This window comes from Pseudoduganella violacea (genome assembly GCF_014191875.1).
GTDB lineage: Bacteria > Pseudomonadota > Gammaproteobacteria > Burkholderiales > Burkholderiaceae_D > Rugamonas > Rugamonas violacea_A.
The window spans coordinates 308,995-332,879 of record NZ_JACHXD010000002.1 but is presented as its reverse complement, the minus strand read 5'-3'; the positions used below and the strand labels follow the sequence as shown (position 1 = coordinate 332,879).

General features: G+C 63.3%; 23 protein-coding genes. 9 read left to right on the top strand and 14 right to left on the bottom strand.

Features of this window, described 5'->3' with window-relative positions; translation table 11 throughout:
• Positions 1-41 precede the first annotated feature (41 nt).
• Positions 42-1,904, top strand: coding sequence for a dihydroxy-acid dehydratase (gene ilvD, locus FHS03_RS04605; protein WP_183439832.1), 1,863 nt, complete (start codon positions 42-44; stop codon positions 1,902-1,904).
• 138 nt (positions 1,905-2,042) lie between these two features.
• Here the strand turns inward: ilvD and FHS03_RS04600 are convergent, their stop codons facing one another.
• Positions 2,043-2,270 carry a TIGR04438 family Trp-rich protein gene (locus tag FHS03_RS04600; RefSeq protein ID WP_183439831.1) on the bottom strand — a complete coding sequence of 76 codons (228 nt, stop codon included), beginning with the start codon at positions 2,268-2,270 and terminating at the stop codon, positions 2,043-2,045.
• A gap of 161 nt (positions 2,271-2,431) precedes the next feature.
• Here FHS03_RS04600 and FHS03_RS04595 point away from each other — a divergent pair, with 161 nt between their 5' ends.
• Positions 2,432-2,743 (top strand): c-type cytochrome, encoded by a 312-nt coding sequence (locus tag FHS03_RS04595; RefSeq protein WP_183439830.1) that lies wholly within the window; start codon positions 2,432-2,434, stop codon positions 2,741-2,743.
• Positions 2,744-2,809: 66 nt separating this feature from the next.
• Here the strand turns inward: FHS03_RS04595 and FHS03_RS04590 are convergent, their stop codons facing one another.
• From FHS03_RS04590 to FHS03_RS04555, 8 genes are all read right to left on the bottom strand, one after another.
• Positions 2,810-3,952, bottom strand: a complete 1,143-nt coding sequence (locus tag FHS03_RS04590; RefSeq protein WP_183439829.1) for a branched-chain amino acid ABC transporter substrate-binding protein — start codon at positions 3,950-3,952, stop codon at positions 2,810-2,812.
• Positions 3,953-4,115: 163 nt separating this feature from the next.
• Positions 4,116-4,619 (bottom strand): DUF2486 family protein, encoded by a 504-nt coding sequence (locus tag FHS03_RS04585; protein WP_183439828.1) that lies wholly within the window; start codon positions 4,617-4,619, stop codon positions 4,116-4,118.
• Positions 4,616-5,053 (bottom strand): DNA polymerase III subunit chi, encoded by a 438-nt coding sequence (locus FHS03_RS04580; protein ID WP_307729519.1) that lies wholly within the window; start codon positions 5,051-5,053, stop codon positions 4,616-4,618. The genes FHS03_RS04585 and FHS03_RS04580 overlap by 4 nt, the downstream gene beginning before the upstream one ends.
• Before the next feature lies 1 nt (position 5,054).
• Positions 5,055-5,675 carry a glutaredoxin family protein gene (locus FHS03_RS04575; RefSeq protein ID WP_183439827.1) on the bottom strand — a complete coding sequence of 207 codons (621 nt, stop codon included), beginning with the start codon at positions 5,673-5,675 and terminating at the stop codon, positions 5,055-5,057.
• An 8-nt stretch (positions 5,676-5,683) separates the two neighbouring features.
• Positions 5,684-7,768 carry a M3 family metallopeptidase gene (locus FHS03_RS04570; protein WP_183439826.1) on the bottom strand — a complete coding sequence of 695 codons (2,085 nt, stop codon included), beginning with the start codon at positions 7,766-7,768 and terminating at the stop codon, positions 5,684-5,686.
• Between the two features lie 37 nt (positions 7,769-7,805).
• Positions 7,806-8,651, bottom strand: coding sequence for a bifunctional methylenetetrahydrofolate dehydrogenase/methenyltetrahydrofolate cyclohydrolase FolD (folD, locus tag FHS03_RS04565; RefSeq protein ID WP_183439825.1), 846 nt, complete (start codon positions 8,649-8,651; stop codon positions 7,806-7,808).
• Between the two features lie 99 nt (positions 8,652-8,750).
• Positions 8,751-9,074: a PIN domain-containing protein gene (locus FHS03_RS04560; protein WP_371871599.1), complete on the bottom strand. Its 324-nt coding sequence runs from the start codon at positions 9,072-9,074 to the stop codon at positions 8,751-8,753.
• Between the two features lie 48 nt (positions 9,075-9,122).
• The gene (locus tag FHS03_RS04555) at positions 9,123-9,317 is read right to left on the bottom strand and encodes a hypothetical protein (protein WP_183439823.1); all 195 of its coding nucleotides are present in this window, start codon (positions 9,315-9,317) and stop codon (positions 9,123-9,125) included.
• Positions 9,318-9,587: 270 nt separating this feature from the next.
• Here FHS03_RS04555 and aceE point away from each other — a divergent pair, with 270 nt between their 5' ends.
• From aceE to lpdA, 3 genes are read left to right on the top strand one after another with little or no spacing between them, the layout of a single operon-like run.
• Positions 9,588-12,284, top strand: coding sequence for a pyruvate dehydrogenase (acetyl-transferring), homodimeric type (aceE, locus tag FHS03_RS04550; protein WP_183439822.1), 2,697 nt, complete (start codon positions 9,588-9,590; stop codon positions 12,282-12,284).
• 19 nt (positions 12,285-12,303) lie between these two features.
• Positions 12,304-13,944, top strand: a complete 1,641-nt coding sequence (gene aceF, locus FHS03_RS04545; protein WP_183439821.1) for a dihydrolipoyllysine-residue acetyltransferase — start codon at positions 12,304-12,306, stop codon at positions 13,942-13,944.
• 12 nt (positions 13,945-13,956) lie between these two features.
• A complete protein-coding gene (gene lpdA / locus FHS03_RS04540; protein WP_183439820.1) occupies positions 13,957-15,741 on the top strand; it encodes a dihydrolipoyl dehydrogenase in 1,785 nt (594 codons plus the stop codon).
• A 73-nt stretch (positions 15,742-15,814) separates the two neighbouring features.
• Here lpdA and FHS03_RS04535 read toward each other — a convergent pair whose 3' ends face one another.
• The 4 genes from FHS03_RS04535 to FHS03_RS04520 all read right to left on the bottom strand — a co-directional run bounded on the left by FHS03_RS04535 (position 15,815) and on the right by FHS03_RS04520 (position 17,552).
• A complete protein-coding gene (locus FHS03_RS04535) occupies positions 15,815-16,117 on the bottom strand; it encodes a DUF3144 domain-containing protein (protein ID WP_183439819.1) in 303 nt (100 codons plus the stop codon).
• A 2-nt stretch (positions 16,118-16,119) separates the two neighbouring features.
• Positions 16,120-16,434, bottom strand: coding sequence for a DUF3144 domain-containing protein (locus FHS03_RS04530; protein WP_183439818.1), 315 nt, complete (start codon positions 16,432-16,434; stop codon positions 16,120-16,122).
• Between the two features lie 166 nt (positions 16,435-16,600).
• Positions 16,601-16,783 carry a hypothetical protein gene (locus tag FHS03_RS04525; RefSeq protein WP_183440076.1) on the bottom strand — a complete coding sequence of 61 codons (183 nt, stop codon included), beginning with the start codon at positions 16,781-16,783 and terminating at the stop codon, positions 16,601-16,603.
• Between the two features lie 88 nt (positions 16,784-16,871).
• On the bottom strand, positions 16,872-17,552 hold the full coding sequence (locus FHS03_RS04520; RefSeq protein ID WP_183439817.1) for a TetR/AcrR family transcriptional regulator: 681 nt from the start codon (positions 17,550-17,552) through the stop codon (positions 16,872-16,874).
• A gap of 150 nt (positions 17,553-17,702) precedes the next feature.
• On the opposite strand from FHS03_RS04520, the gene FHS03_RS04515 reads away from it, so the two are divergent.
• The 4 genes from FHS03_RS04515 to FHS03_RS04500 all read left to right on the top strand — a co-directional run bounded on the left by FHS03_RS04515 (position 17,703) and on the right by FHS03_RS04500 (position 22,809).
• Positions 17,703-18,860, top strand: coding sequence for an HlyD family secretion protein (locus FHS03_RS04515; protein WP_183439816.1), 1,158 nt, complete (start codon positions 17,703-17,705; stop codon positions 18,858-18,860).
• Positions 18,861-18,871: 11 nt separating this feature from the next.
• Positions 18,872-20,464, top strand: coding sequence for a DHA2 family efflux MFS transporter permease subunit (locus FHS03_RS04510; RefSeq protein WP_183439815.1), 1,593 nt, complete (start codon positions 18,872-18,874; stop codon positions 20,462-20,464).
• Between the two features lie 31 nt (positions 20,465-20,495).
• Entirely contained in the window at positions 20,496-21,956 is a 1,461-nt protein-coding gene (locus FHS03_RS04505) for an efflux transporter outer membrane subunit (RefSeq protein ID WP_183439814.1), read from the top strand.
• A 250-nt stretch (positions 21,957-22,206) separates the two neighbouring features.
• Complete coding sequence (locus FHS03_RS04500; protein ID WP_183439813.1) at positions 22,207-22,809, top strand: short chain dehydrogenase; 603 nt, start codon at positions 22,207-22,209, stop codon at positions 22,807-22,809.
• A 136-nt stretch (positions 22,810-22,945) separates the two neighbouring features.
• Here the strand turns inward: FHS03_RS04500 and FHS03_RS04495 are convergent, their stop codons facing one another.
• Positions 22,946-23,860, bottom strand: a complete 915-nt coding sequence (locus FHS03_RS04495) for a LysR family transcriptional regulator (protein WP_183439812.1) — start codon at positions 23,858-23,860, stop codon at positions 22,946-22,948.
• Positions 23,861-23,885: the final 25 nt, after the last annotated feature.

Genomic DNA, 23,885 nt, shown 5'->3' with positions numbered 1-23,885 from the left:
CCGGCGCAAGGCAATCTGATGGTCTTACCGAGGAGACTGGCATGCCCCAATACCGTTCACGCACCACCACCCACGGCCGCAATATGGCCGGCGCCCGCGCCCTGTGGCGCGCCACCGGCATGAAAGATGGCGACTTCGATAAGCCCATCATCGCCGTGGTCAATTCCTTCACCCAGTTCGTGCCTGGTCACGTCCACCTGAAGGATCTGGGCCAGCTGGTCGCGCGCGAGATCGAAGCGTCCGGCGGCGTGGCGAAAGAATTCAATACCATCGCCGTCGACGACGGCATCGCCATGGGCCACGGCGGCATGCTGTACTCGCTGCCTTCGCGCGACCTGATCGCCGACTCGGTGGAATACATGGTGAATGCCCACTGCGCCGACGCCATGGTCTGCATCTCCAACTGCGACAAGATCACGCCGGGCATGCTGATGGCCGCCATGCGCCTGAACATTCCCGTGGTCTTCGTCTCGGGCGGGCCGATGGAGGCGGGCAAGGTGGTCAAGGTTGTCAACGGCGGCCAGCAAGTCATCAAGCTCGATCTGATCGACGCCATGATCAAGGCGGGCGACGCCAGCGTGTCCGATGCCGATGTGGCGGAGGTGGAGCGTTCCGCCTGTCCCACCTGCGGTTCCTGTTCCGGCATGTTCACCGCCAATTCGATGAATTGCCTGACCGAGGCGCTTGGCCTGTCCCTGCCGGGCAACGGCACCATCGTCGCCACCCATGCCGACCGCAAGGAACTGTTCCTGCAAGCCGGCCGCCTGGTGGTCGACCTGGCGCGCCGCTACTACGAACAGGACGATGCTTCCGTCCTGCCGCGCAGCATCGCCACCAAGGCCGCGTTTGAAAACGCCATGGCGCTCGATGTGTCGATGGGCGGCTCCACCAATACCGTGCTGCACCTGCTGGCTGCCGCGCATGAAGCGCAGGTGGCATTCAGCATGGCGGATATCGACAGCATCTCGCGCAAAGTGCCCTGCCTGTGCAAGGTCGCGCCGATGACCGACAAATACCATATCGAAGACGTGCACCGCGCGGGCGGCATCATTGCCATCCTCGGCGAACTGGCGCGCGCCGGCCTGCTCGACACCTCGCTGCCCACGGTGCACAGCAAGAGTCTGGGCGAGGCCATCGAGAGATACGATATCAAGCGCAGCGACGACGCGGCCGTGCACCAGTTGTTCCGCGCCGCGCCGGGCGGCGTGCCGACCCAGGTCGCTTTCTCGCAGTCGGAGCGCTACGCCTCGCACGACGCCGACCGCAGCGCCGGCTGCATCCGCGACAAGGCCCACGCCTATTCGCAGGATGGCGGCCTGGCTGTCCTGTACGGTAATCTGGCCGAAAACGGCTGCATCGTGAAGACGGCCGGCGTCGACGAAAGCATCCTCAAATTCAGCGGCAAGGCGCGCGTGTTCGAAAGCCAGGACGCGGCGGTGGAAGGCATCCTGGGCGACACCGTGCAGGCCGGCGACGTCGTCATCATCCGCTACGAAGGCCCGAAAGGAGGGCCAGGCATGCAGGAAATGCTGTATCCCACCTCCTACATCAAATCCAAAGGCCTGGGCAAAGCCTGCGCCCTGCTGACGGACGGACGCTTCTCCGGCGGCTCCTCTGGCCTGGTGATCGGCCACGCCTCCCCCGAAGCGGCCGAAGGCGGTGCCATCGGCCTGGTGGAAGAGGGCGACATGATCGATATCGACATCCCCGCCCGCAAAATCAGCCTGCGCATCAGCGACACCGAGCTGGCTGCCCGCCGCGCTGCCATGGAAGCGCGCGGCAAAGACGCCTGGCAGCCCGTGAATCGCGAACGCTTCGTATCGCAAGCCCTGCAAGCCTACGCCGCCCTGACCACCTCCGCCGACCGCGGCGCCGTCCGCGACCTCAGCCAGCTCAAGCGCTAAGCCCTTTGATCTAAATCAACAAATGTCCCACCCTGGTGTCAGGCACCAAGGTCGGACATTTGCTGATCTAAATCAAAGAATGTCCTATTCCAGTGCCTGACACCAGGGTGGGACATTGTTTGATTTGGCGCAAAGGGACTATTTGCGGGTTTTGTCGAAGTTCTTTTTGACGCGGTCTTTGCGGCGCTGTTCGTCGATATTGTGGGCTTTGCGCTTGTCGAGGCCGAGCATGGGTTCGAGGAATTCGAACCAGAGGAAGGCGAGCGCCATCAGCCCAACGATCCACCACCAGGAGAGCTCGGCAAAGCGCCAGACTTCGAAGTAGCGCAGCGCGCACAGCGCGGCAATCATAATGATGATGGGCATGGCAGCTTTCCTCCTGCTTCCATCTTACAAAACATTACGATTTTTCGGGGAGGAAAGCGCTGGCTGCCGTCAACCGCGCACTATCAGAACCCGTTGTCGGAGCATCCTTCGGATTCTGCAAAACACGGTAGAATGGCGTGGGTTTTATTTTGGAGAGAAAGATGAAACGTATTCTGATGGTTGGTGCTGTTGTGGTTTCTGCATTCGCTTCCCAGGCAGCTCTGGCTAACGCCGATCTGGCCAAGGCTAAGAACTGTATGGCTTGCCACGCGGTTGCGAACAAGCTGGTCGGTCCTGCTTACAAGGACGTGGCGGCGAAGTACGCGGGCCAGAAGGACGCTGAAACCAAGCTGGTGCAGAAAGTGTTGAAGGGCGGTTCCGGTACCTGGGGCGCGATCCCGATGCCTGCCAATCCGCAAGTGAGCGAGGCCGAGGCGCGCACGCTGGTGAAATGGATTCTGACTCAAAAATGATCCAGTCAGTTCTAACTGCATGAAAAAAGCCGGGTTTCCCCGGCTTTTGCTTTTTACGGCCGCTATTTACTTCACGACTTCCATCTTGGTCTTCTTGCCGTCCACATAGTGGAACAGGGTCAGGGCGCCATCCTTGATGTCGCCTTTCGGATCGAAGGTGATCGTCCCGGTGACGCCCTGGTATTTGACCTTGGCCAGATAGGGCAGGTATTTGGCCGGCTCGGCCGATTTGGCATCGGCCATGGCGGTGGCCATGGTCATGACGGCGTCGTAGACATAGGGCGCGTACAGCTGCACTTCCTGGCCGTATTTTTGCTTATAGCGGGCGCGGAAGTCATCCATGGCTTTCTGCTGGTCGGGCATCACGCCGCCGGCTTCGGCGCAGGTGACGATGCCGTTGACGGCCTCGGCGCCGGCCAGGCGCGCCAGCGGTTCGGTACAGACGCCGTCGCCGGCCATAAATTTGGCTTTGATGCCGAGCGCCTTGATCTGGCGCAGCATCGGGCCGCCGACCGAGTCCATGCCGCCGAAGAAGATCAGATCGGGGTTTTTCGCCTTGATACTGGTCAGGATGGCGGTGAAATCGCTGGCTTTGTCGGTGGTGAACTGCTTATCGACGATCTGCACGCCGGGCAGGGCTTTTTTCGCGCCTTTGACGAACTCGTCGGCCACGCCCTGGCCGTAGGCGGTGCGGTCGTCGACCACGGCGATTTTCTTGGCGTTCAGCTTTTGCACGGCGTAGGCGCCCAGGGTGCCGCCCAGCTTGTTGTCATTCGCCACCACGCGGAAGGCGGTGTTGAAGTTTTGCTTGGTGTATTGCGGCGAGGTGGCGGCCGGCGAAATCTGCGGGATGCCGGCGTCGAAGTAAATCTTGGAGGCCGGGACGGTGGTGCCGGAGTTCAGGTGGCCGATCACGCCGTTGACCTTGGCGTCGACCAGTTTCTGCGCGACCGAGGTGCCCTGTTTTGGGTCTGCGCCGTCGTCTTCCAGTTGCAGCACAAATTTAACGGCTTTGCCGTTGATCTTGAAGCCTTTGGCGTTCAAATCCTCGACGGCCATTTTGGCGGCGTTTTCATTGTCTTTGCCGAGGTGGGAGGAGGGGCCGGATACCGGGCCCACATGGCCGATCTTCACAACTTCCTGCGCGCCGGCGCCGCCGGCAAACGCCATCGCAATGGCAAACGGAATGAGCTTGGTTTTGAACGACATAAACATTCTCCAGTGTTATGAAATCGGCAGCGTCTCGTGGACAGCTTGTAAAAATTGTACAGGCAACAAGGTACATCAAATCCCCGCCGTCGCAAAGCGGGAACTTGAGCTTATTTCATTCTTGAAGCCGTGCCAATAGCCAACTCTGGCGTGTGGAACGCGGCTATTTTTTGCGCGCTTGCAGATGGGTCAGTTCCTGCGCGACGGCGCGGCTGACCACCTGGTTCAGCGTGCTTTGCAGGCCGCTGTGGATTTCCTGGGTCAGGCCGTGCAGGGCATGGTTGAGCACCTCGGCCATGCTGTCCTTGATGCGCTGTTCCAGCACGAAATCGACGCGCGATTGCAGCTGCTGCAAGATGCGTTCGGCGATGCGGCGTTCCAGCTGTTCCCAGCCGGCGGCGTCCAGCTTGTCCAGCGCCGCGTCCTGCGCGGCGGCGGGATCGGTGCCGTGGCCGCTGGCGCTGGCTGGAGGGGGGATGGCGTCCCCGGCAGCGCTGCTAACGCTGCCGGCAGGGGAGAAGGCGGCAGGGTTGAAAGCGCCTGGCGCCGGGGCACGATCAGGGCCGTGCGCCGGTGCGGCGTGGCTGCCGCTCTCGGTGGCGGTAGGCGCCGTATCGCGCAGAACTTCGGTCAGGACCGGGATGCTGGAATCGAATGGACTGCTCATGTTTGGGCGCCGATGGTCAGGTGGCTGGGCTGGAAGTCCTGTCGTTTATACGCCACGAAACGCTGGCGGCCGGCAGCCGTGTCGGCCTCGTCGCTGGCGACGACTTCGATCAGGCGCGGAAAATTCTCGAACTGGGCCGGAGCGCGCCGCGCCAGATTGACCAGCAGGTTGGCCGCCGGCAGCTCGCTTTCATCGCGGCAGGCCAGCACGATGGGCGTGTCCGGCGCCAGCGGATTGTCCACGCTCACATGGGGCAGGAAGTCGGTGGCCGAAAACGTCCATAGGGCGGCGTCAAGTTCCGCCATCTGGGCTGCATCTTCGGTCATCACCACCACGCGGTTGCGCGCCGCGCTGGCTTTGCGCAGCAGGCGGCAGGCGTAGGCGATCTTGTCGTGGACATTGCTGTGAAAATCGATACGGGTCATGGTGCTCATCTTAAAACTGGAAATCCGGGGGCGCGTTGGCGGGCGGCGGAGGGCGCTTGCCGCGTGCGGCTTCTTCGGCGGCGGCGCGGGCCGCTTCCTGCGCTTGCCGCTCGCGCTCGGCAGCTGAGGGGCGGCGCGGCGCGGCGCTGCCCACGGGCGGATGACGGTAGCCGGGCGGCAGGGCCGAACTGGCGGGATAACCTGCTGAACTCAGCAGTCCATCCCAGGTCGCCGTCTCAAAGCCGATCTGCTTGTTCTGCCCGACCAGCAGCAGCGGCAGCTGGCCGGGGCTGCCGGCCTTCTTCAGCACGGCGTGGTCGTCCGCCGTGCTGACGGTTTTTTCGCTGTAGGGAATGCCGCGCGCCTGCAGCAGCGCGCGCCCTTCGGCGCAGGCGGCGCAATCGGCCGCCGTGTACAGCACCACCGGATGGCTGCGCGCGACCTCGGCCAGCAGGGCCGGCAGGTCCGCGCCCGGCGCGCTATTGAAGTTCTTGACCTCGGCCTGCCTGGCCGAGGCGGGCGGCGGCGTGTCGCTGTAATGGGTGAGGCCCTTGGCATCCTTCCACTTATACATCTGGGCGCCGGCGGTGCCGGCGGCCACAAGCAGCAGAAGGGCGAGGGCGGCGCGCATCACATGCCTCAGGCCGCCATGCCGCTGTGGCGCAGCAGCGCGTCGATGCTCGGTTCGCGGCCGCGGAAGGCGGTGAACGATTCCAGCGCCGGACGCGAGCCGCCCACGGCCAGGATCTCCTTCTGGAAGCGGCGTCCGGTTTCCGTGGTCAGCGCGCCGCCGCCCAGGGCCGCCGCCTCCTCGAAAGCGGCGTAGGCGTCGGCCGACAGCACCTCGGCCCATTTATAGCTGTAATAGCCGGCCGCGTAACCGCCGGCGAAGATGTGGCCGAAGGAATTCTGGAAGCGGTTGAAGGCCGGCGGCACCACGATGGAGAACTGGCGCCGCACGGCATCGATCACGTCCTGCACGGCCTTGCCGCCGGCCGGATCGTAATCGTAGTGCAAGTGCATATCGAGCAGGGAGAACTCAACCTGGCGCAAGGTTTGCAAGCCGGACTGGAAGTTCTTCGCCGCCAGCATTTTTTCGTACAGGCTGCGCGGCAGTGCCTCGCCGGTCCGCACATGGGCCGTCATATGGCTCAGCACGTCCCATTCCCAGCAGAAGTTTTCCATGAACTGGGAAGGTAGTTCCACCGCATCCCATTCGACGCCGGAAATGCCGGACACGCCGAGTTCATCGACCAGGGTCAGCATATGGTGCAGGCCGTGGCCGAACTCGTGGAAGAGCGTGATGACTTCGTCGTGGGTAAACAGCGAAGGCTGGGTTTGACCGTCGATGACGGCCGGTTCGGTGAAATTACAGGTCAGATAAGCGACTGGCGTCTGCAGCTTGCCCTGCTCGACGCGGCGGCCGCGGGCGTCGTCCATCCAGGCGCCGCCGCTCTTGCCGGCGCGCGCATACAGGTCGAGGTAGAACTGGCCGACCAGCTTGCCATCGCGTTCGATGCGGTAAAAGCGCACATCCTGGTGCCAGGTGCTCGCTTCGTCGCGCACAATGCTCACCGCGAACAGGGACTGGACGAGACGGAACAGGCCGTCGATGACCTTGTGCTCGGGGAAGTACTGCTTCACTTCCTGGGCCGAGAAGGCGTAGCGGCGTTCCTGCAGCTTTTCGGAGGCATACGGCAGATCCCAGGCTTGCAGGTCGGCGATGCCCAGCTCTTCCTTGGCGAACTGGCGCAGCTCGGCCAGATCTTGTTCCGCGTAAGGGCGGGCGCGCTTGGCCAGGTCTTCCAGGAAGCCGATCACCTGTTCCGGGCTTTGCGCCATCTTCGGCACCAGGGACACTTCGGCGAAATTGGCATAGCCCAGCAGCTGCGCTTCCTCGGCGCGCAGCTTGAGCAGGGTGACGATGTTTTGGCTGTTATCCCACTTCTCGCGCTCGCTGAACGCTTCGGCCAGCTCGGACGCCTTGGTGGCGTTGGCGCGGTAGACCTGCTCGCGCAGCGCGCGGCTGTCGGCAAATTGCAGCAGCGGGTAGTAGGACGGGAAATGCAGGGTGAACTGGAAGCCTTGCTTGCCGTCTTTCTCGGCCAGCGCCTTGGCGGCGGCCTTCACATCGTCGGGCACGCCGGACAGCTCGGCCTCGTCGGCGACCAGCAATTTCCAGTCATTGGTGGCGTCCAGCACGTTTTCCGAAAAGCGCGTCGAGGTCGCCGCATGTTCTTCCTGGATGGCGGCGAAACGTTCTTTCTTGTCGGCCGGCAGCTCGGCGCCGCCCATGCGGAAATCGCGGATCGCATTCTCGATGATGCGCTGGCGCGCCGGCGACAGGCCGGCAAACGCGGCGCTGGCCTTGATCGCCTTGTATTTGGCAAACAGCGCCTCGTTCTGGGCCAGGGCGGTCCAGAACTCGGTCACTTTCGGCAGATTGTCGTTATAGGCGGCGCGCAGCTCGGGCGTGTCGACCACATTGTTGAGGTGACTGACGATGCCCCAGGCGCGGCCCAGCTGCTCGGTCGCGTTCTCCAGCGGGGCCACGAAGTTCTCCCACGTGACTTGCTCGGCCGGCGCTTCCAGGCGCGCGACGGCGGCCCGGTTCAGCTCCAGCAGGTGCTCGACGGCAGGGGTGACGTGTGCCGGCGTGATCGCATCGAAGCGGGGCAGGCCGGAGAAGTCCAGCAGGGGATTGTTCAGGGCGTCGTTAGTCATGGTTATCCTTTTATATGGCCGGCTGCGCGCGGGCTGCTTAGCCGCGCTCGGCCGACTCGATGGTGTTCATCAGCAGCATGGTAATGGTCATCGGACCCACGCCACCCGGCACCGGCGTGATGTGCGAAGCCACTTCCTTGATATTGGCAAAGTCCACGTCGCCGCACAGCTTGCCGTTCTCGTCGCGGTTCATGCCGACGTCAATCACCAGCGCGCCCGGCTTGACCATGTCGGCGGTCAGCGTGTTGCGGCGGCCGACGGCGGCCACGATCACGTCGGCCTGGCGGGTGTACAGGCCCAGGTCCGGCGTTGCACTATGACAGATGGTGACGGTCGCGTTCGCCTGCAAGAGCAGCAGGGCCATCGGCTTGCCCACGGTATTGCTGCGGCCGATCACCACGGCGTGCTTGCCGCGCAGATCGGTGCCGGTCGCTTCGATCAGCTTCATGCAGCCATACGGCGTGCAGGGACGGAAGCCTTCCAGGCCGGTCATCAGTTCGCCGGCGCTCAGCACCGAGTAGCCGTCCACGTCCTTGCTGGCGGCGATGGCTTCGATCACCTTGTGCGGGTTGATGTGCTTGGGCAGCGGCATCTGCACCAGGATGCCATGGATGCTCGGATCGGCGTTCAGGGCGGCGATGCGCTCCAGCAGGGCCGCTTCGCTCAGGTCGGCATCATACTTTTCCATCACGGAATGGATGCCGACGTCGCCGCAAGCCTTGACCTTGTTGCGCACATAGACCTGGCTGGCCGGGTCTTCGCCGACCAGGATCACGGCCAGGCCGGGCTGGCGGCCTTGGGCGGTGAGGGCGGCGGCGCGTTCAGCGATTTCAGCGCGCAGTTTTTGGGAGAGGGCAATTCCGTCGATCAGTTGTGCAGACATGATTTATGGTGGGTGGGAAGTAAAAACGCCATTATAAAGCCGCCGCCCTCTGAACCGTATGCCGGGCAGAGGGCGCGAGAGGGTCGCATGGGCGAATTTTTACGGCGGCGGTGCGATATTCACGACTGAAAACGTCGTGCTAGGCCGCAGCTCGTAGGGGATGCGCACATTCCTGCCCTTGAAGTCGCGTGTGTTGCGGGTGGCGACGGTTAGGTCATGCACCTTGGCGGTAGCCATGATGATGGCATCGGCCAGGGCGATTTTGGGTGTGGACCGCACGCTGCGGCGGCGAATCTTTGCTGCCTCGGTTGCAATGGCCCGATCCAGTTCCAATATCTGGAAGGTTTGCAGGAACTTGGTGGTTTCCTCTTCCTCTCCAGTTTGTGCCCCGACCACCATTTCAATCCAGCCAATGCTGCTGATGGCCCAGTCCGAGGATGGGTAGTAGGCCAGCTCAGGTATCGAAAAGGATCAGCCCCATTCGTTGCGGATTTTTATTTGATACTCCAGGCCGTCGACATAGTCCTTGCGCTTCTTATACAGACCGAAAAAGGCTTTGAACTCCGGGCTGTTCACTCCTTTGCCCGGCGGATGGTTAACCGACATCAGCTCCGGAAGCGCTTCCTCAGGCTTCTGCGATGCATGTTTCCTTGACTTTTTGCCCATGGCTTGCTCCTCGTGGTGAGTGCAGGCTTCAGTTTAATCCATTGACGCACAGGCGGCGGCCATCAACCCCGGCGCAAGCCTGGCGCCATGCGGCATTGCAGCATTTGTTTCATAATACGGAATTCACTTCCGTAATTTGAAAAAGCGTAAATTCACTGCTAGAATCCTCACACTTAGCCAAAGTCTTAGTAAATAATCACAGCGCCTTCCGACAGTGCGACACAGCGACGGTTTCGGGCGGGGCATCCACTTACATAGGAGACTAGATACATGTCAGCTCAACTAGACCAGGTCACGGCCCAAACCGCCAACGATCCTGACGCCCAGGAAACCAAAGAATGGCTGGAGGCGCTGGAGGCGGTGCTGGAAAAAGAAGGCCCGGCCCGCGCCCACTATCTGATGGAACGCCTGGTCGATCTGGCCCGCCGCCGTGGCGCGCAAATCCCGTTCTCCGCCAATACCGCCTACGTCAACACCATCCCCGCCCACCTCGAAGCCCACTGCCCCGGCAATCTGGAATATGAAGAGCGCCTGCGCTCCTGGATGCGCTGGAACGCCATGGCCATGGTGGTGAAAGCCAACCGCGCCGACGGCGACCTGGGTGGCCACCTGTCCTCCTTCGCCTCGCTGGCGAATATGCTGGGCATCGGCTTCAACCACTTCTGGAAAGCGCCGACCGAAGAACACGGCGGCGATCTGCTGTACATCCAGGGCCACTCTTCGCCCGGCGTGTACGCGCGCGCCTTCCTCGAAGGCCGCCTCACCGAAGAACAATTGGTGAACTTCCGCCGCGAAGTGGACGGCAAAGGCCTGTCCTCCTATCCGCACCCGAAACTGATGCCGGACTTCTGGCAGTTCCCGACCGTGTCCATGGGCTTGGGTCCGCTGATGGCGATCTATCAGGCGCGCTTCCTGAAGTATCTGCACGCGCGTTCCATCGCCAAGACCGACGGCCGTAAAGTGTGGGCCTTCTGCGGCGACGGCGAGATGGATGAACCGGAATCGATGGGCGCCATCGGCATGGCCGCGCGCGAGAAGCTGGACAATCTGGTCATCGTGGTCAACTGCAACCTGCAGCGCCTGGATGGCCCTGTGCGCGGCAACGGCAAGATCATCCAGGAACTGGAAGCCGATTTCCGCGGCGCCGGCTGGAACGTGGTCAAAGTCATCTGGGGTCCGGGCTGGGACAACCTGCTGGCCCAGGACAAGGAAGGCATCCTGCAGCGCGTGATGATGGAAACCGTCGACGGCGAATACCAGAACTACAAGGCCAAGGACGGCGCCTACGTGCGCAAGCACTTCTTCGGCAAGCATCCGAAGCTGCTGGAAATGGTCGCCAATATGAGCGACGACGACATCTGGCGCCTGACCCGCGGCGGCCACGATCCGCACAAGATTTACGCGGCCTTCAAGATCGCCCAGGAACACAAAGGCCAGCCGACCGTGCTGCTGGTGAAAACCATCAAGGGCTTCGGCATGGGCAAATCCGGTGAGGCGCGCAACACCGCCCACCAGACCAAGAAGCTGGACGACGAGGCGATCCGCGAAATGCGCGACCGCTTCAATATTCCTATTCCTGACGACAAACTGGCCGAGATCCCGTTCTTCAAGCCGTCCGACGACGCGCCTGAGATCAAGTACCTGCACGAGCGCCGTAAGGCCCTGGGCGGCTACCTGCCGCAGCGCCGCGTGAAAGCCGACGAGCAACTGACCGTGCCGGGCCTGGACGCCTTCAAGGCCGTGCTGGAGCCGACCGCCGAAGGCCGTGAAATCTCCACCACCCAGTCCTTTGTGCGCATCATCACCGCGCTGCTGCGCGACCCGAGCCTGGGCCAGCGCCTGGTGCCTATCCTGGTCGACGAGTCGCGTACCTTCGGTATGGAAGGCCTGTTCCGCCAGATCGGCATCTTCAACCAGCAAGGCCAGTTGTATGAGCCGGTCGATAAAGACCAGGTGATGTACTACCGCGAAGACAAGGCCGGCCAGATCCTGCAGGAAGGCATCAACGAAGCCGGCGGCATGAGCTCGTGGATCGCTGCGGCGACCTCGTACTCGACCAACAACCGCGTGATGATTCCGTTCTACACCTTCTACTCGATGTTCGGCATGCAGCGTATCGGCGACCTGGCCTGGGCGGCCGGCGACATGCGCGCACGCGGCTTCCTGATGGGCGGCACCGCCGGCCGTACCACGCTGAACGGCGAAGGCCTGCAGCACGAAGATGGCCACAGCCACATCATGGCCGCCACCATCCCGAACTGCGTGCCTTACGACCCGACCTTCGGCCACGAACTGGCCGTGATCGTGCAGGACGGCCTGCGCCGCATGGTGGGCGAACAGGAAGACGTGTTCTACTACATCACCCTGATGAACGAGAACTACGCCCACCCAGGCCTGAAAGCCGGCCAGGAAGAGGGCATCCTGAAGGGCATGTACCTGCTGCAGGAAGGCGACAAGGACGCCAAGCAGCGCGTTCAGCTGATCGGCTCCGGCACCATTCTGCGCGAATCGATCTTCGCCGCCGAACTGCTGAAGAACGATTGGAATATCGCCGCCGACATCTGGTCCGCTCCGTCGCTGACCCTGGTGGCGCGCGAAGGCCAGGACGCCGACCGCTGGAACATGGTCAACCCGACCAAGGAACAGCGCGTGCCATACGTGACCGGCCTGCTGCAGAACACCAGCGGCCCGATCGTGGCGACCACCGACTACATGCGTACCTTCGCTGAACAGATCCGTGCCTTCATGCCGAAAGGCCGCACCTATAAAGTGCTGGGCACCGATGGCTTCGGCCGTTCGGACAGCCGCGCCAAGCTGCGCGAGTTCTTTGAAGTGAACCGCTACTACGTGACCGTCGCCGCGCTGAAAGCGCTGGCCGACGAAGGCAAGATCGACGCTTCCGTGGTCGAGAAGGCGGTTGCCAAGTACGGTATCAACCCGAACAAGCCGAATCCGGTGACCCAATAACGAATACGGAGCGAACGCTATGAGCATTGTGGAAGTAAAAGTCCCGGATATTGGCGACTTCAAGGAAGTTGAAGTCATCGAGCTGATGGTGAAAGTGGGCGACACGATCAAGGTGGACCAGTCCCTGGTCACGGTGGAGTCGGACAAGGCTTCGATGGAGATCCCGTCCTCGCACGCTGGCGTGGTGAAAGAATTGAAGATCAAGGTGGGCGACAAGGTGGCGGAAGGTTCGCTGCTGCTGCTGATCGAAGCGGATGGCGCTGCCGCCGCTCCAGCTGCGGCGCCAGCCGCCGCCCCGGCCGCCGCTGCCCCGGCGCCTGCCGCGGCAGCGCCTGCGCCGGTTGCCGCCCCTGCGGCATTGGCTGGCCCGGTCGAAGTGAAGGTGCCGGACATCGGCGACTTCAAGGAAGTGGAAGTGATCGAGCTGCTGGTCAAGGTCGGCGATACCGTCGCCAAGGACCAGTCCCTGATCACCGTGGAGTCGGATAAGGCTTCGATGGAAATCCCATCGTCGCACGCCGGCGTGGTGAAGGAACTGAAGGTCAAGGTTGGCGACAAGGTGGCTGAAGGCACCCTGGTGCTGATCGTGGAAGCGACCGGCGGCGCAGCGGCTCCAGCCGCCGCGCCAGTGCCTGCCGCCGCCGCACCCGCTGCCGCTCCGGCGCCGGCCGCCGCCGCGCCAGTGGCCGCCGTAGCCCAAGCCTCAGCGCCAGCCGTCAGCGGCGCCCTGGCGCACGCTTCGCCATCCGTACGCAAGTTCGCCCGCGAACTGGGCGTGGATGTCGGCCGCGTGCCGGGTTCCGGTCCAAAAGGCCGCGTCACCCAGCTGGACGTGCAGAACTTCGTCAAGGGCGTGATGTCCGGCGCGGTTGCCGCACCGAACGCCGCTGCCGCCGCCGCTGGTGGTGGCGCGGGTCTGAACCTGCTGCCATGGCCGTCGCTGGACTTCAGCAAGTTCGGCGAAACCGAACTGCAGGCGCTGCCGCGCATCAAGAAGATCAGCGGTCCGAACCTGCACCGCAACTGGGTGATGATCCCGCACGTGACGCAGTTCGAAGACGCCGACGTGACCGACCTGGAAGACTTCCGCGTCGCCTCCAACGCCGCCAACGCCAAGAACAAGGACGCGGTCAAGCTGACCATGCTGGCCTTCGTCATCAAGGCCTCCGTGGCCGCGCTGAAGAAGTACCCGGCTTTCAACGCTTCCCTGGACGAGAAGGGCGAGAACCTGATCCTGAAGAAGTACTACAACATCGGCTTTGCCGCCGACACGCCGAACGGCTTGGTAGTACCGGTGATCAAGGACGCCGACAAGAAGGGCGTGGCGCAGATCGCGCAGGAAATGGGGGAGCTGTCGCTGGCCGCGCGCGACGGCAAGCTGAAGCCGACCGATATGCAGGGCGCCTGCTTCACCATCTCCTCGCTGGGCGGCATCGGCGGTACGGCCTTCACGCCGATCGTCAACGCGCCTGAGGTGGCGATCCTGGGCCTGTCCAAATCGTCGATCAAGCCTGTCTGGGATGGCAAGGCCTTCCAGCCGCGCCTGATGCTGCCGCTGTCGCTGTCCTACGATCACCGCGTGATCGACGGCGCTTCCGGTGCGCGCTTTGCCGTGTATCTGGCCGAGGTTCTGGCCGATATGCGCAAGATCCTGCTGTAAGGAGGCCGCGCTATGATCGAAGTGAAAGTACCGAATATCGGCGACTTCAAGGAAGTGGAAGTCATCGAAGTGATGGTCAAGGTGGGCGACACCATCAAGGTCGACCAGTCCCTGGTCACGGTGGAGTCGGACAAGGCCTCGATGGAAATCCCATCGACCCATGCCGGCGTCGTCAAGGAACTGAAAATCAAGGTCGGCGACAAAGTGGGCGAAGGCTCGCTGCTGCTGATGGTGGAAGAAGGCGCGTCCGCTGGCGCTGCTGCTCCGGCAGCCGCTCCAGCACCGGCAGCCGCTGCCGCCCCTGCACCGGCCGCAGTCGCTACACCCGCTGCGCCTGCCGCGGCTCCGGCCGCCGGTGGCTACAGCGGCCAAGTCGACGTGCAGTGCGACATGATGGTGCTGGGTGGCGGTCCTGGCGGCTACTCGGCCGCCTTCCGCGCCGCCGACCTGGGCATGAACACCGTGATCGTGGAACGCTACGCTACCCTGGGCGGCGTCTGCCTGAACGTGGGCTGCATCCCATCGAAAGCGCTGCTGCACCTGGCGGCCGTGATCGACGAGACGGCCACCATGTCCAAGCATGGCGTCACCTTCGCCAAGCCGCAGATCGATATCGACGAAGTGCGCAAGTACAAGGAAGGCGTGATCGGCAAGATGACCGGCGGCCTGGCCGGCATGGCCAAGGCGCGCAAAGTCAGCGTGGTGCAGGGCGTGGGCCAGTTCGTCAGCCCGAACCACATCGAGGTGACGGCCGCCGACGGCACGAAGAAAGTCGTGCAGTTCAAGCAGGCCATCATCGCCGCCGGTTCGGCCGTGGTGAAACTGCCGTTCGTGCCGGAAGATCCGCGCATTGTCGATTCCACCGGCGCGCTGGAACTGCGCTTCATGCCGAAGCGCATGCTGGTGATCGGCGGCGGCATCATCGGCCTGGAAATGGCCACCGTGTACTCCACTTTCGGCGCGCGCATCGACGTGGTCGAAATGATGGATGGCCTGATGCAGGGGGCGGACCGCGACACCGTCAAGGTCTGGCAGAAGCACAACGAGAAGCGCTTCGACCGCATCATGACCAAGACCAAGACGGTGGGCGTGGAAGCCCTGCCGGAAGGCATCAAGGTCACGTTCGAAGCCGCCGAAGCCGGCGCCACCGCGCCGGAACCGCAGCTCTACGATATGGTGCTGGTGGCCGTGGGCCGCAGCCCGAACGGCAAGAAGATCGCCGCCGATAAGGCTGGCGTGATTGTTGGCGATCGCGGCTTCATTCCGGTCGACAGCCAGATGCGCACCAATGTGCCGCACATCTTCGCCATCGGCGACCTGGTGGGCCAGCCGATGCTGGCGCACAAGGCCGTGCACGAAGCCCACGTGGCGGCGGAAGCCGCTGCCGGCCAGAAGTCGCACTTCGACGTCAAGGTGATTCCATCGGTGGCCTACACCGATCCGGAAGTGGCTTGGGTCGGTCTGACCGAGGACGAGGCGAAAGCCAAGGGCATCAAGCTGGAGAAGGGCGTCTTCCCATGGGCCGCGAGCGGCCGCGCCGTGGCCAATGGCCGCGAGGAAGGCTTCACCAAGCTGCTGTTCGACGCTGAAACCCACCGCATCGTGGGTGGCGCCATCGTCGGCACCCATGCCGGCGATATGATCGGCGAGATCGCCCTGGCGATCGAAATGGGCGCGGACGGCGTGGATATCGGCAAGACCATCCACCCGCACCCGACCCTGGGCGAATCGATCGGCATGGCCGCGGAAGTCTACGAAGGCGTCTGCACCGACCTGCCGCCACCGCGCAAGCGCTAAGCCGCAAGTACGAAGGTGCAATAAAAAAGGGCCAGTTCATCGAACTGGCCCTTTTTCTTTGGCGCTGCCCCGCTTATTGGCCGCCGGTCTGGTACTGCTCGTAATTCTGTTCGTAGTCGGCGACGTTATCGCGCAGCATTTGCTCGAACTGGCCCATGAAGTACTTGATGGCCTCTTCCTTCTGTTCCATGAAATGCTCTTTCGAGGTGCTGGTGCCGGCCAGCAGATAGGCGCAGAAACGCGAGGAGGCGAATTGCAGGCCCGCGCTCACCATTTGCGGCGGCGTGGTCTTGGCCTTGTCGTTGGCCAGCACGACGAAGGCGTCGATGATCTCGGAGAATTGCTTGTCGTTGTCGTTTGCTTCTGGAGTGCTCATGCTTAATTGCCTTTCTGGTGCTGCTCGAAGTTGGTGTCGAAATCGTCGAGGTTATCGCTCAACATTTTATTGAATTGCTCGCGCAGATAGTGCCCGGCTTCTTCCTTGCGCCCGGCGAAGACTTCGCGCGTGCCGCTGCCGGCGGCCAGCAGGTAGGAATTGAAACGGGCGGCGGCAAACAGCATGGCCGCGCCGACGATATTGGCGCGCGCTGGATCGTTTTGCAGCTGCTCGTTGGCCAGCAGGATGTGGGCGTCGATGAACTTCCAGAATTGCTGGTCTTCGGTTTGCTGCTCTGCGCTTGGCTTGTCGGTCATGGTGAATTCTCGGTGGAGTCCGTCCGGCCGGCGCCGGAGCAAAGACTAGGCGGCTATGCTGCCATGAATGCTTGTGGCCTGCAAGGGTGGCCGCCCAGGCCACTGCGCTGGTGGGGCGCGCAGCAGGGGGATGTCAGGCCCGCCCGCTGGCTTTAGAGGAGATCGCCTAGATGGCGATGAAATGCGCGGGAATTTCGATGCCGCCGCTGCTGGCCGCTTCCGCATAGGCGCGCAGCTGCGTGATCGCCTGCTCCAGCCGGTCCGGGCTGGGGTCGCCCTGGAAATCGCGGATGCGCTCATTCAGCGCGGTGACTTGTTTGCTCCATTCGAGCCTTTCCCAGTTACTCATGATGCCTCCCTACCTATTAAAGCTGTTCTTGGACAGCCAGTATCGGACAGGCGCGACGGTGGCTCTGTGCGTTGGCGCACGCTCCAGCTTAGCGCAGGGTGCCGCGCAGGAAGAGATCGATGGCCGCTTCCAGATGCTGCCGCACCTGCTCCAGCGTGTCATGGGTTTCCACATCGAAGAGGTAACGCTTCATATGGTCGCCCATCACCAGGTTCAGCAGGTAAATGGTCAGCATATGGGGCGGGATATCGTCGCGCATCTGGCTGCGGATGTCGGGGCGCGAAAAGAAGCGCGTCAGCATTTCGCGCGTCTGTTTCGGGCCGCCCTCGAAAAACGCTTCGGCCAGCTCGGGATTGGAGCGCGCTTCGGCGATCACCATGCGGTGCAGACGCAGCGCGGCGGAGGAGGTGATCAGCTCCGTAAAGCGCTGGCTGAAGTCGAGCAGGATGTCGCGCAGCGGTTGCACCGTCGTGTCCAGATCGTCGAGCGAGGCCATGAAGTCTTCGCGCTTATAGGTCAGGATGGCGTGGAACAGGCCGGCCTTGCCGCCAAACTTCACGTAAATCGTGCGCACCGCCACATGGGCCTCGCGCGCAATCATTTCCAGGCTGACCTTGCTATAGCCTTTTTCCATGAACAGGCGGGCGGCCGTGTTCATCAATTCGAGCTGGCGCGCCTCGGCTTCGCTGGCGCGCGGGCGGCCGGCCTTGCATTGGATGCAAGGCTCGCTGTCGGTTGGTGGCTGGGCGGTGGTGGGGAGGTCGGGCATTGTTGATGACATGGCAAGAAGTATACGCGAAGCCTATCAGAAGCCGGCACTTTATTCCAAATTCAAATGAAATGCAATCGTTTCATTTCTTGACTTCAACAGCGCTTTGTCGAATAATGCACAGACACAATTTCATTTTGGAGCCTCACCATGTCCAATCAGGCAGAACAAAAAGTGCTAAGCGCCGTCCCCCATTCCCCGGCGCCGGCCGCAGCGGCCGCGCCGGCCGGCAAGAACCCGCCGAACCCGCGCGTCATGGTCGTGGCCGGCCTGATCGCCCTGGCCGCCATTGGCGCCGGCGGCCGCATGTGGTATCGCAGCCATTACTTCGTCGAGACCGAGAACGCCTATGTGGCCGGCCACGTCCATCCGGTGTCCTCGCGCATCGCCGGCGTGGTGAGCAAGGTGCTGATCGAAGATAACCAGCTGGTCAAGGAAGGCCAGGTCATCGCCGAACTCGATCCTTTCGACCAGCATGTGAAAGTGGAGCAGATCCAGGCCCAGATCGAAACGGCCGAACAGCAGGTGCTGCAATCGGAAGCGCAGATCGCCCAGGTCAACGCCCAGGCCAGCGCCGCCGCCGCCCAAGTGGCCCAGTCCGAAGCCCAACTGCTGCGCGCCAAGCAGGACGCCGAGCGCTATGGCCAGCTGTACACCAGCCAGATGAAGGCCGTGTCGAAAGCCGAACTCGATGCCGCCACCGCCGCCCGCACCAGCGCCGCCGCCGACCTGGCCGCGCGTAAGGACAGCGCCGCCGCCGCCAAGGCCCAGATCACCGCCGCCACCTCGGCGCGCGAAGTGCAGAAAGCCCAGATCAAGGTGCTGCGCGTGCAGCTCAAGGACGCCCAGCAGCAACTGGCCTACAACCAGGTGCTGGCGCCGGTCACCGGCCGTATCGGCAAGCGCACCATCGAAGTGGGCCAGCGCGTGCAGGCCGGCCAGCAGTTGACCGCCATCGTGCAGGACAATGTCTGGGTCACCGCCAACTTCAAGGAAACCCAGCTCGCCGAAATGCATGTGGGCCAGCAGGTGCACGTGACGGTGGATGCCTTCCCCGGCAAGGAACTGGTCGGCCGCGTGGACAGCTTCGCGCCCGCCTCCGGCGCCCAATTCGCGCTGCTGCCGGCCGATAACGCCACCGGCAACTTCACCAAGATCGTGCAGCGCGTGCCGGTCAAGATCACGCTCAAGGCCGAAGACATCAAAGCCATGGGCGGCCGTCTGGCGCCCGGCATGTCGGCCATCGCCGAAGTGGCGCTGAAAGAAGGCGACCTGAAAGAGGGCGGCCTGAAAGTCGCGGCCCACTAAGGAGAGCAGCAATGAGCGCTACGCAAACCCTGTCCGCGGCGGACCCGCATGCACTCGGCAAGGTCGATGCCCGTACCTGGATCGCCGTCGCCGCCGGCATGCTGGGCGCCTTCATGGCGGTGCTGGACATCCAGATCACCAACAGCTCGCTGAAGGACATCCTCGGTTCGCTGTCGGCCACCCAGGAAGAGGGTTCGTGGATCTCCACCGCCTATCTGGTGGCCGAGATCATCGTCATTCCGCTGACCGGCCTGTTGACCCGCGTCTTCGGCCTGCGCGCCTATATGATGGGCACCACCGCCCTGTTCCTGGTGTTCTCCACCATGTGCGGCATGGCCTGGAACCTGGAGAGCATGATCGTGTTCCGCATGCTGCAAGGTTTCACCGGCGGCGCCCTGATTCCGATGGCGATGACCCTGGTGATGGCCAAGCTGCCGCCGTCCAAGCGCGCCACCGGCATGGCCATCTTCGGCCTGACCGCCACGCTGGCGCCGGCCATGGGGCCGACCTTTGGCGGCTACTTGAGCGAAATCTACGGCTGGCCGTCGATCTTCTACATCAACTGGGCGCCCGGCATCCTGCTGATGATGGGCATGGCCTACGGCCTGGACAAGGAAAAGGCCAAGCTCGATCAACTGTTCAACGCCGACTGGCTAGGCATCGGTTTCATGGCCATGGGCCTGGGCTGCCTGACCATCTTCCTGGAAGAAGGCAATAGCAAGGACTGGTTCGACTCGCTCTTCATCATTGCCTTCGCCACGATGGCGGTAATCGGCATCCTGGGTTGGGTCATCACCAGCAATACGCGCGCCCAGCCCTTCGTCAACCTGGGCCTGTACAGCCACCGCAACTTCCTGGTGGCGACCACGCTGTCGGCCGTGATGGGCATGGGTTTGTACGGCTCGTCCTTCCTGCTGCCGCTGTTCCTGGGCCAGATCGCCGGCTACTCGCCGATGCAGATCGGCGAAGTGATCATGTGGGTGGGCTTGCCGCAGTTGTTCATCATGCCCTTTGTGGCCAAGCTCTCGTCGAAGATCGACAACCGCCTGCTGTGTTCCTTCGGCCTGCTGCTGTTCGGCGGCTCTTGCCTGATGAACGCGTATATGGACGCCACCACCGGCTACGACCAGCTGCTGTGGTCCCAGGTGCTGCGCGCCCTGGGCCAGCCCTTCATCATGCTGACCCTGTCGAACTTCGCCATGAACGGCATCGGCCCGAAAGACATGCCGTCGGCATCGAGCCTGTTCAATATGACCCGCAACCTGGGCGGCTCCATCGGCATCGCGCTACTGGCCACCGCGCTGACCAAGCGCGAGCAATTCCACTCCGCGCGGCTGGGCGAATCGATCACGGCGTTTTCCAGCGAAGTGGTGCAGCGCCTGGACGTGCTCACGCAATCGTTCATCAACCGCGGCATGGACCCCGGCACGGCGTCGAATATGGCGATGAAGGCCATCGACAACCTGGTGCGGCGCGAAGCCTTTGTGATGGGCTACAACGACGGCTTCCTGCTGGTCGGCTGGATCCTGCTGGCCTGTATCCCCATCCTGTGGCTGTCCGACAAAGTCAAGTCGCCTTCAGGCGGCGGCGGTGGCGCGCACTAAGCGGCGCGCAAACTAGAAAGAGGAAAAGAATATGTTCGCAATTACGCTCCAAAGCACCAAACGCCTGGCGCTGGCCGCCGCCGTAGGCCTGGCCCTGTCGGCCTGCGGCACGGTCGGCAGCGATTTCAAGGCGCCGAAAAATGTCGGTGACAGCGCCTTCCGCCATGCGCCGCAAGGCAGCGCCGCCGAAGCGCGCCTGCCGCAGCAATGGTGGACCGTCTTCGGCGACGAGACCCTGAACCGCTTGGAACAGCAAGCCCTGCGCGACAACCCCTCGGTGCAGGCCGCCGCCCAGCGCCTGCTGCAGGCGGAAGCCCAGCTGGGCGTGGCGCGCGCCAACCAGCAACCGTCGCTGAGCGTGAACACCTCGGTGTCGAACTCGCGCACCTCGGCCAATACGTCGCAAGGCATCGCGCTGGGCCACCGCTCCATCAGCGGCAACCAGTACGCGCTGGGCGCCGCGATGTCCTATGAGCTGGACCTGCTGGGCCGCGTGCGCCGCGCTGTCGAAGCGGCCGACGCGCAAGCCCTGGCCGCCCAGGCCGACCGCGACGGCGTGCTGCTGCTCCTGTCCTCGCAAGTGGCCAGCAGCTACTGGCAATTGCGCGGCCTGGACGCCGAACTGGCCATCCTGAACAATGCGCTGGGCACCCGCCGCGAAAGCGAAGAACTGGTCAACGCCCGCTTCAACGCCGGCCTGTCGAATGAGCTGGACACCTCGCGCGCCCGCATCGAACGCGCCAACGCCGAAGCCGACCTGCAGGAAGTGCAGCGGCAGCGCAACCAGATCGAACACGGCCTGGCCGTGCTGCTCGGCGCCTCGCCCTCGGCCAGCGTGCTGCCTGCCGTTGCCGGCAGCACGATGCCGCAGCCGCCCGTGATCCCGGCCGGCCTGCCGGCGAGCCTGCTGGGCCAGCGTCCTGATTTGGCAGGCAGCGTCGCCACCCTGCGCGCCGCCAACGCGCAGATCGGCGTGGCCGAAGGCGCGTTCTATCCTGCACTGACGCTGACCGGCAACTTCGGCTTCGCCTCTGAAAAACTCAGCGATACGCTGAAGAGTGGTTCGCGCGTCTTCAGCGCCGGTCCGCTCGGCCTGTCCCTGCCCATCTTCGACGGCGGCCGCAACAAGGCCAATCTGGCCTTTGCCAAAGCCCGCTACGAAGAAGCCATCGCCAACCACCAAGGCAAGCTCCTGACCGCCCTGCGCGAAGTGGAAGACGCCCTGTCCGACGCCCAGCAGCGCAAACAGCAAGGCGAGTTGCAGACCGTCTCGCGCGACGCCGCCGCCCGCGCCTACCAGGTCGCGCTGGCCCGCTACGAGCGCGGCATCTCCACCTATCTGGACGTAACCGACGCCCAGCGCAGTGCCTTGTCCGCCGAGCGCGCCGCCGCCCAGATCGGCACCCAGCGTCTGCTGGCAGCGGTCGCCGTTGCCCGCGCCCTCGGCGCCGGCTGGCAAGCCGACGCCCGCCTCGCCACCGTCACCCAATAACGTTTGCACCAGATCAAACAATGTCCACCCTGGTGTCAGGCGGGGCCGCCGAGGCACCAGAACGGGACATTTTTTTGAGAAAAATCAAACGTTGCACCTTACGCGGAAGAGGCCGGCAGTCATGGGACTTGCCGGCCCGAAGCGTAGATTCCTAATCGTTGCTTAGGAGTCTTGTTCGCCCCACCGCGTTTATTCCTTTTGCTTGGTAATCGATACTGGCTGCACTTTGCAACCTGTATAGGAGAACCAAATGAAAGCAGTAGTAATCGGCGCCAGCGGTACCATCGGGCAAGCCATTGTGGAGGCTTTGGGCCAGCGCCATGAAATCATCACCGTGGGCAGCCATAGCGGCCAATACCAGGCGGACTTGAAGGACATCGCCCAAGTGCGCGCCCTGTTCGCGCAAATCGGCAAGGTGGATGCGGTGCTGGTGGCGGCCGGCATCCTGCATATCGGCCCGCTGGACGAGATGACACCCGAGCAGTTCCACATTGGCCTGAACAGCAAGCTGATGGGCCAGGTCAATGTGGCCCTGGTCGCCCAGCACTATCTGAACGATGGCGGTTCCATCACCCTGACCAGCGGCGTCGATGCGCACCAGCCGATCCGCCATGGCGCCAACGCCAGCACCTCGAATTCCGCCGTAGAAGGCTTCGTTCGCGCCGCTGCGGCTGAACTGAAGCGCGGCCTACGCATCAACGTGGTCAATCCTACGCTCCTCACCGAATCCGCATCCAAATACGGCCATCTGTTCCCCGGCTTCGAAACCGTCCCCGTCAAGCGCGTCGCGCTCGCCTATATGCGTAGCGCCGAAGGCATCGAAACCGGCCAAACCTACAAAGTCTGGCACTAACCCGCAAGGCCTTTGCGCCAAATCAAAGAATGTCCCACCCTGGTGTCAGGCACTAAGGTCGGACATTGTTTGATTTTTCTCAAAAAATGTCCGGGTCTGGTGCCTGACACCAGGGTGGGACATTCTTTGATGCAGATCAAAGGCAGTGGGCGGTGGGGGGCCAGGGTGCGTTGGGGCCGAAGCGTTCGAGCAGGAACTCGATCAGGGTGGTGAGCTTGGGTGTGGGCTGGCGGTCGCGTGAGTACAGCAGGTGCATGGGGCGCGGCTGGGGAATGTGCTCCTGCAGCAGCGGCACGAGGCGGCCGGCGGCGATATCCCTTGCGAGCATCAGGTCGGCCTGCATGATGATGCCGAAGCCGCTCAGCGCGGCCATGCGCAGCGATTGGCTGTTGTTGGAACGGAAGCGGCTCGGCGGCACGGCGTTACCGTTCTTTTGTCCGCGCAGCCGCCAGCGCGCCTGGGGATTCCAGTTGAGGAAGTCGAGGCATTCGTGCTGCACCAGGTCTTCGGGTGTCTGCGGCGTGCCGCGCTGCGCCAGATATTCCGGTGCGGCGCAGATCACCACGCCATAGGGCCGCAGCGGCCGCGCCACCATGCTCGAATCCTGCAGGGTGCCGATGCGCAGGCCGATGTCGAAGCCTTCATCGACCAGGTCGACCACGCGGTCGCTCAGATTCAGGTCGACGCTCACTTCGGGATACAGGTCGAGATACTCGGTCAGCGCGGGACTGAGCCACTCGGCGCCGAATGAAACCGGCGCCGTGACCTTCAGCCGCCCGCGCGGCACGGCGCGCATGGCTTCGGCCACCGATTCGGCGCTCTGGATCTGCGCCAGGATAAGCCGGCATTGCTCGGCGTACTGGCGCCCGATCTCGGTCAGCGACTGGCGCCGCGTGGTGCGCGAGAGCAGGGCGGCGCCGAGGCGCTGCTCCAGCGCGCGGATATGCTTGCCCACCATGACCGGCGAGATCTCGAAGCGCTCCGCCGCCGCCGTGAAACTGCCGGCATCGACCACGGCGACGAAAATCTCCATGCTGCGTAACTTGTCCATCGATTGCTAACTGCTGGTTAGTAAT

Excerpts from the sequence above, each read along its gene's own strand:
- FHS03_RS04595 (WP_183439830.1), top strand. The coding sequence starts at position 2,432 with ATGAAACGTATTCTGATGGTTGGTGCTGTTGTGGTTTCTGCATTCGCT.
- FHS03_RS04570 (WP_183439826.1), bottom strand. The coding sequence starts at position 7,768 with ATGACTAACGACGCCCTGAACAATCCCCTGCTGGACTTCTCCGGCCTG.
- FHS03_RS04530 (WP_183439818.1), bottom strand. The coding sequence starts at position 16,434 with ATGACCGACAAGCCAAGCGCAGAGCAGCAAACCGAAGACCAGCAATTC.
- FHS03_RS04590 (WP_183439829.1), bottom strand. The coding sequence starts at position 3,952 with ATGTCGTTCAAAACCAAGCTCATTCCGTTTGCCATTGCGATGGCGTTT.
- lpdA (WP_183439820.1), top strand. The coding sequence starts at position 13,957 with ATGATCGAAGTGAAAGTACCGAATATCGGCGACTTCAAGGAAGTGGAA.
- FHS03_RS04555 (WP_183439823.1), bottom strand. The coding sequence starts at position 9,317 with ATGGGCAAAAAGTCAAGGAAACATGCATCGCAGAAGCCTGAGGAAGCG.
- FHS03_RS04505 (WP_183439814.1), top strand. The coding sequence starts at position 20,496 with ATGTTCGCAATTACGCTCCAAAGCACCAAACGCCTGGCGCTGGCCGCC.
- FHS03_RS04600 (WP_183439831.1), bottom strand. The coding sequence starts at position 2,270 with ATGCCCATCATCATTATGATTGCCGCGCTGTGCGCGCTGCGCTACTTC.
- FHS03_RS04525 (WP_183440076.1), bottom strand. The coding sequence starts at position 16,783 with ATGAGTAACTGGGAAAGGCTCGAATGGAGCAAACAAGTCACCGCGCTG.
- FHS03_RS04520 (WP_183439817.1), bottom strand. The coding sequence starts at position 17,552 with ATGCCCGACCTCCCCACCACCGCCCAGCCACCAACCGACAGCGAGCCT.
- FHS03_RS04515 (WP_183439816.1), top strand. The coding sequence starts at position 17,703 with ATGTCCAATCAGGCAGAACAAAAAGTGCTAAGCGCCGTCCCCCATTCC.
- FHS03_RS04585 (WP_183439828.1), bottom strand. The coding sequence starts at position 4,619 with ATGAGCAGTCCATTCGATTCCAGCATCCCGGTCCTGACCGAAGTTCTG.
- FHS03_RS04500 (WP_183439813.1), top strand. The coding sequence starts at position 22,207 with ATGAAAGCAGTAGTAATCGGCGCCAGCGGTACCATCGGGCAAGCCATT.
- FHS03_RS04535 (WP_183439819.1), bottom strand. The coding sequence starts at position 16,117 with ATGAGCACTCCAGAAGCAAACGACAACGACAAGCAATTCTCCGAGATC.
- folD (WP_183439825.1), bottom strand. The coding sequence starts at position 8,651 with ATGTCTGCACAACTGATCGACGGAATTGCCCTCTCCCAAAAACTGCGC.
- aceE (WP_183439822.1), top strand. The coding sequence starts at position 9,588 with ATGTCAGCTCAACTAGACCAGGTCACGGCCCAAACCGCCAACGATCCT.
- FHS03_RS04510 (WP_183439815.1), top strand. The coding sequence starts at position 18,872 with ATGAGCGCTACGCAAACCCTGTCCGCGGCGGACCCGCATGCACTCGGC.
- FHS03_RS04575 (WP_183439827.1), bottom strand. The coding sequence starts at position 5,675 with ATGCGCGCCGCCCTCGCCCTTCTGCTGCTTGTGGCCGCCGGCACCGCC.
- FHS03_RS04495 (WP_183439812.1), bottom strand. The coding sequence starts at position 23,860 with ATGGACAAGTTACGCAGCATGGAGATTTTCGTCGCCGTGGTCGATGCC.
- FHS03_RS04580 (WP_307729519.1), bottom strand. The coding sequence starts at position 5,053 with ATGAGCACCATGACCCGTATCGATTTTCACAGCAATGTCCACGACAAG.
- ilvD (WP_183439832.1), top strand. The coding sequence starts at position 42 with ATGCCCCAATACCGTTCACGCACCACCACCCACGGCCGCAATATGGCC.
- aceF (WP_183439821.1), top strand. The coding sequence starts at position 12,304 with ATGAGCATTGTGGAAGTAAAAGTCCCGGATATTGGCGACTTCAAGGAA.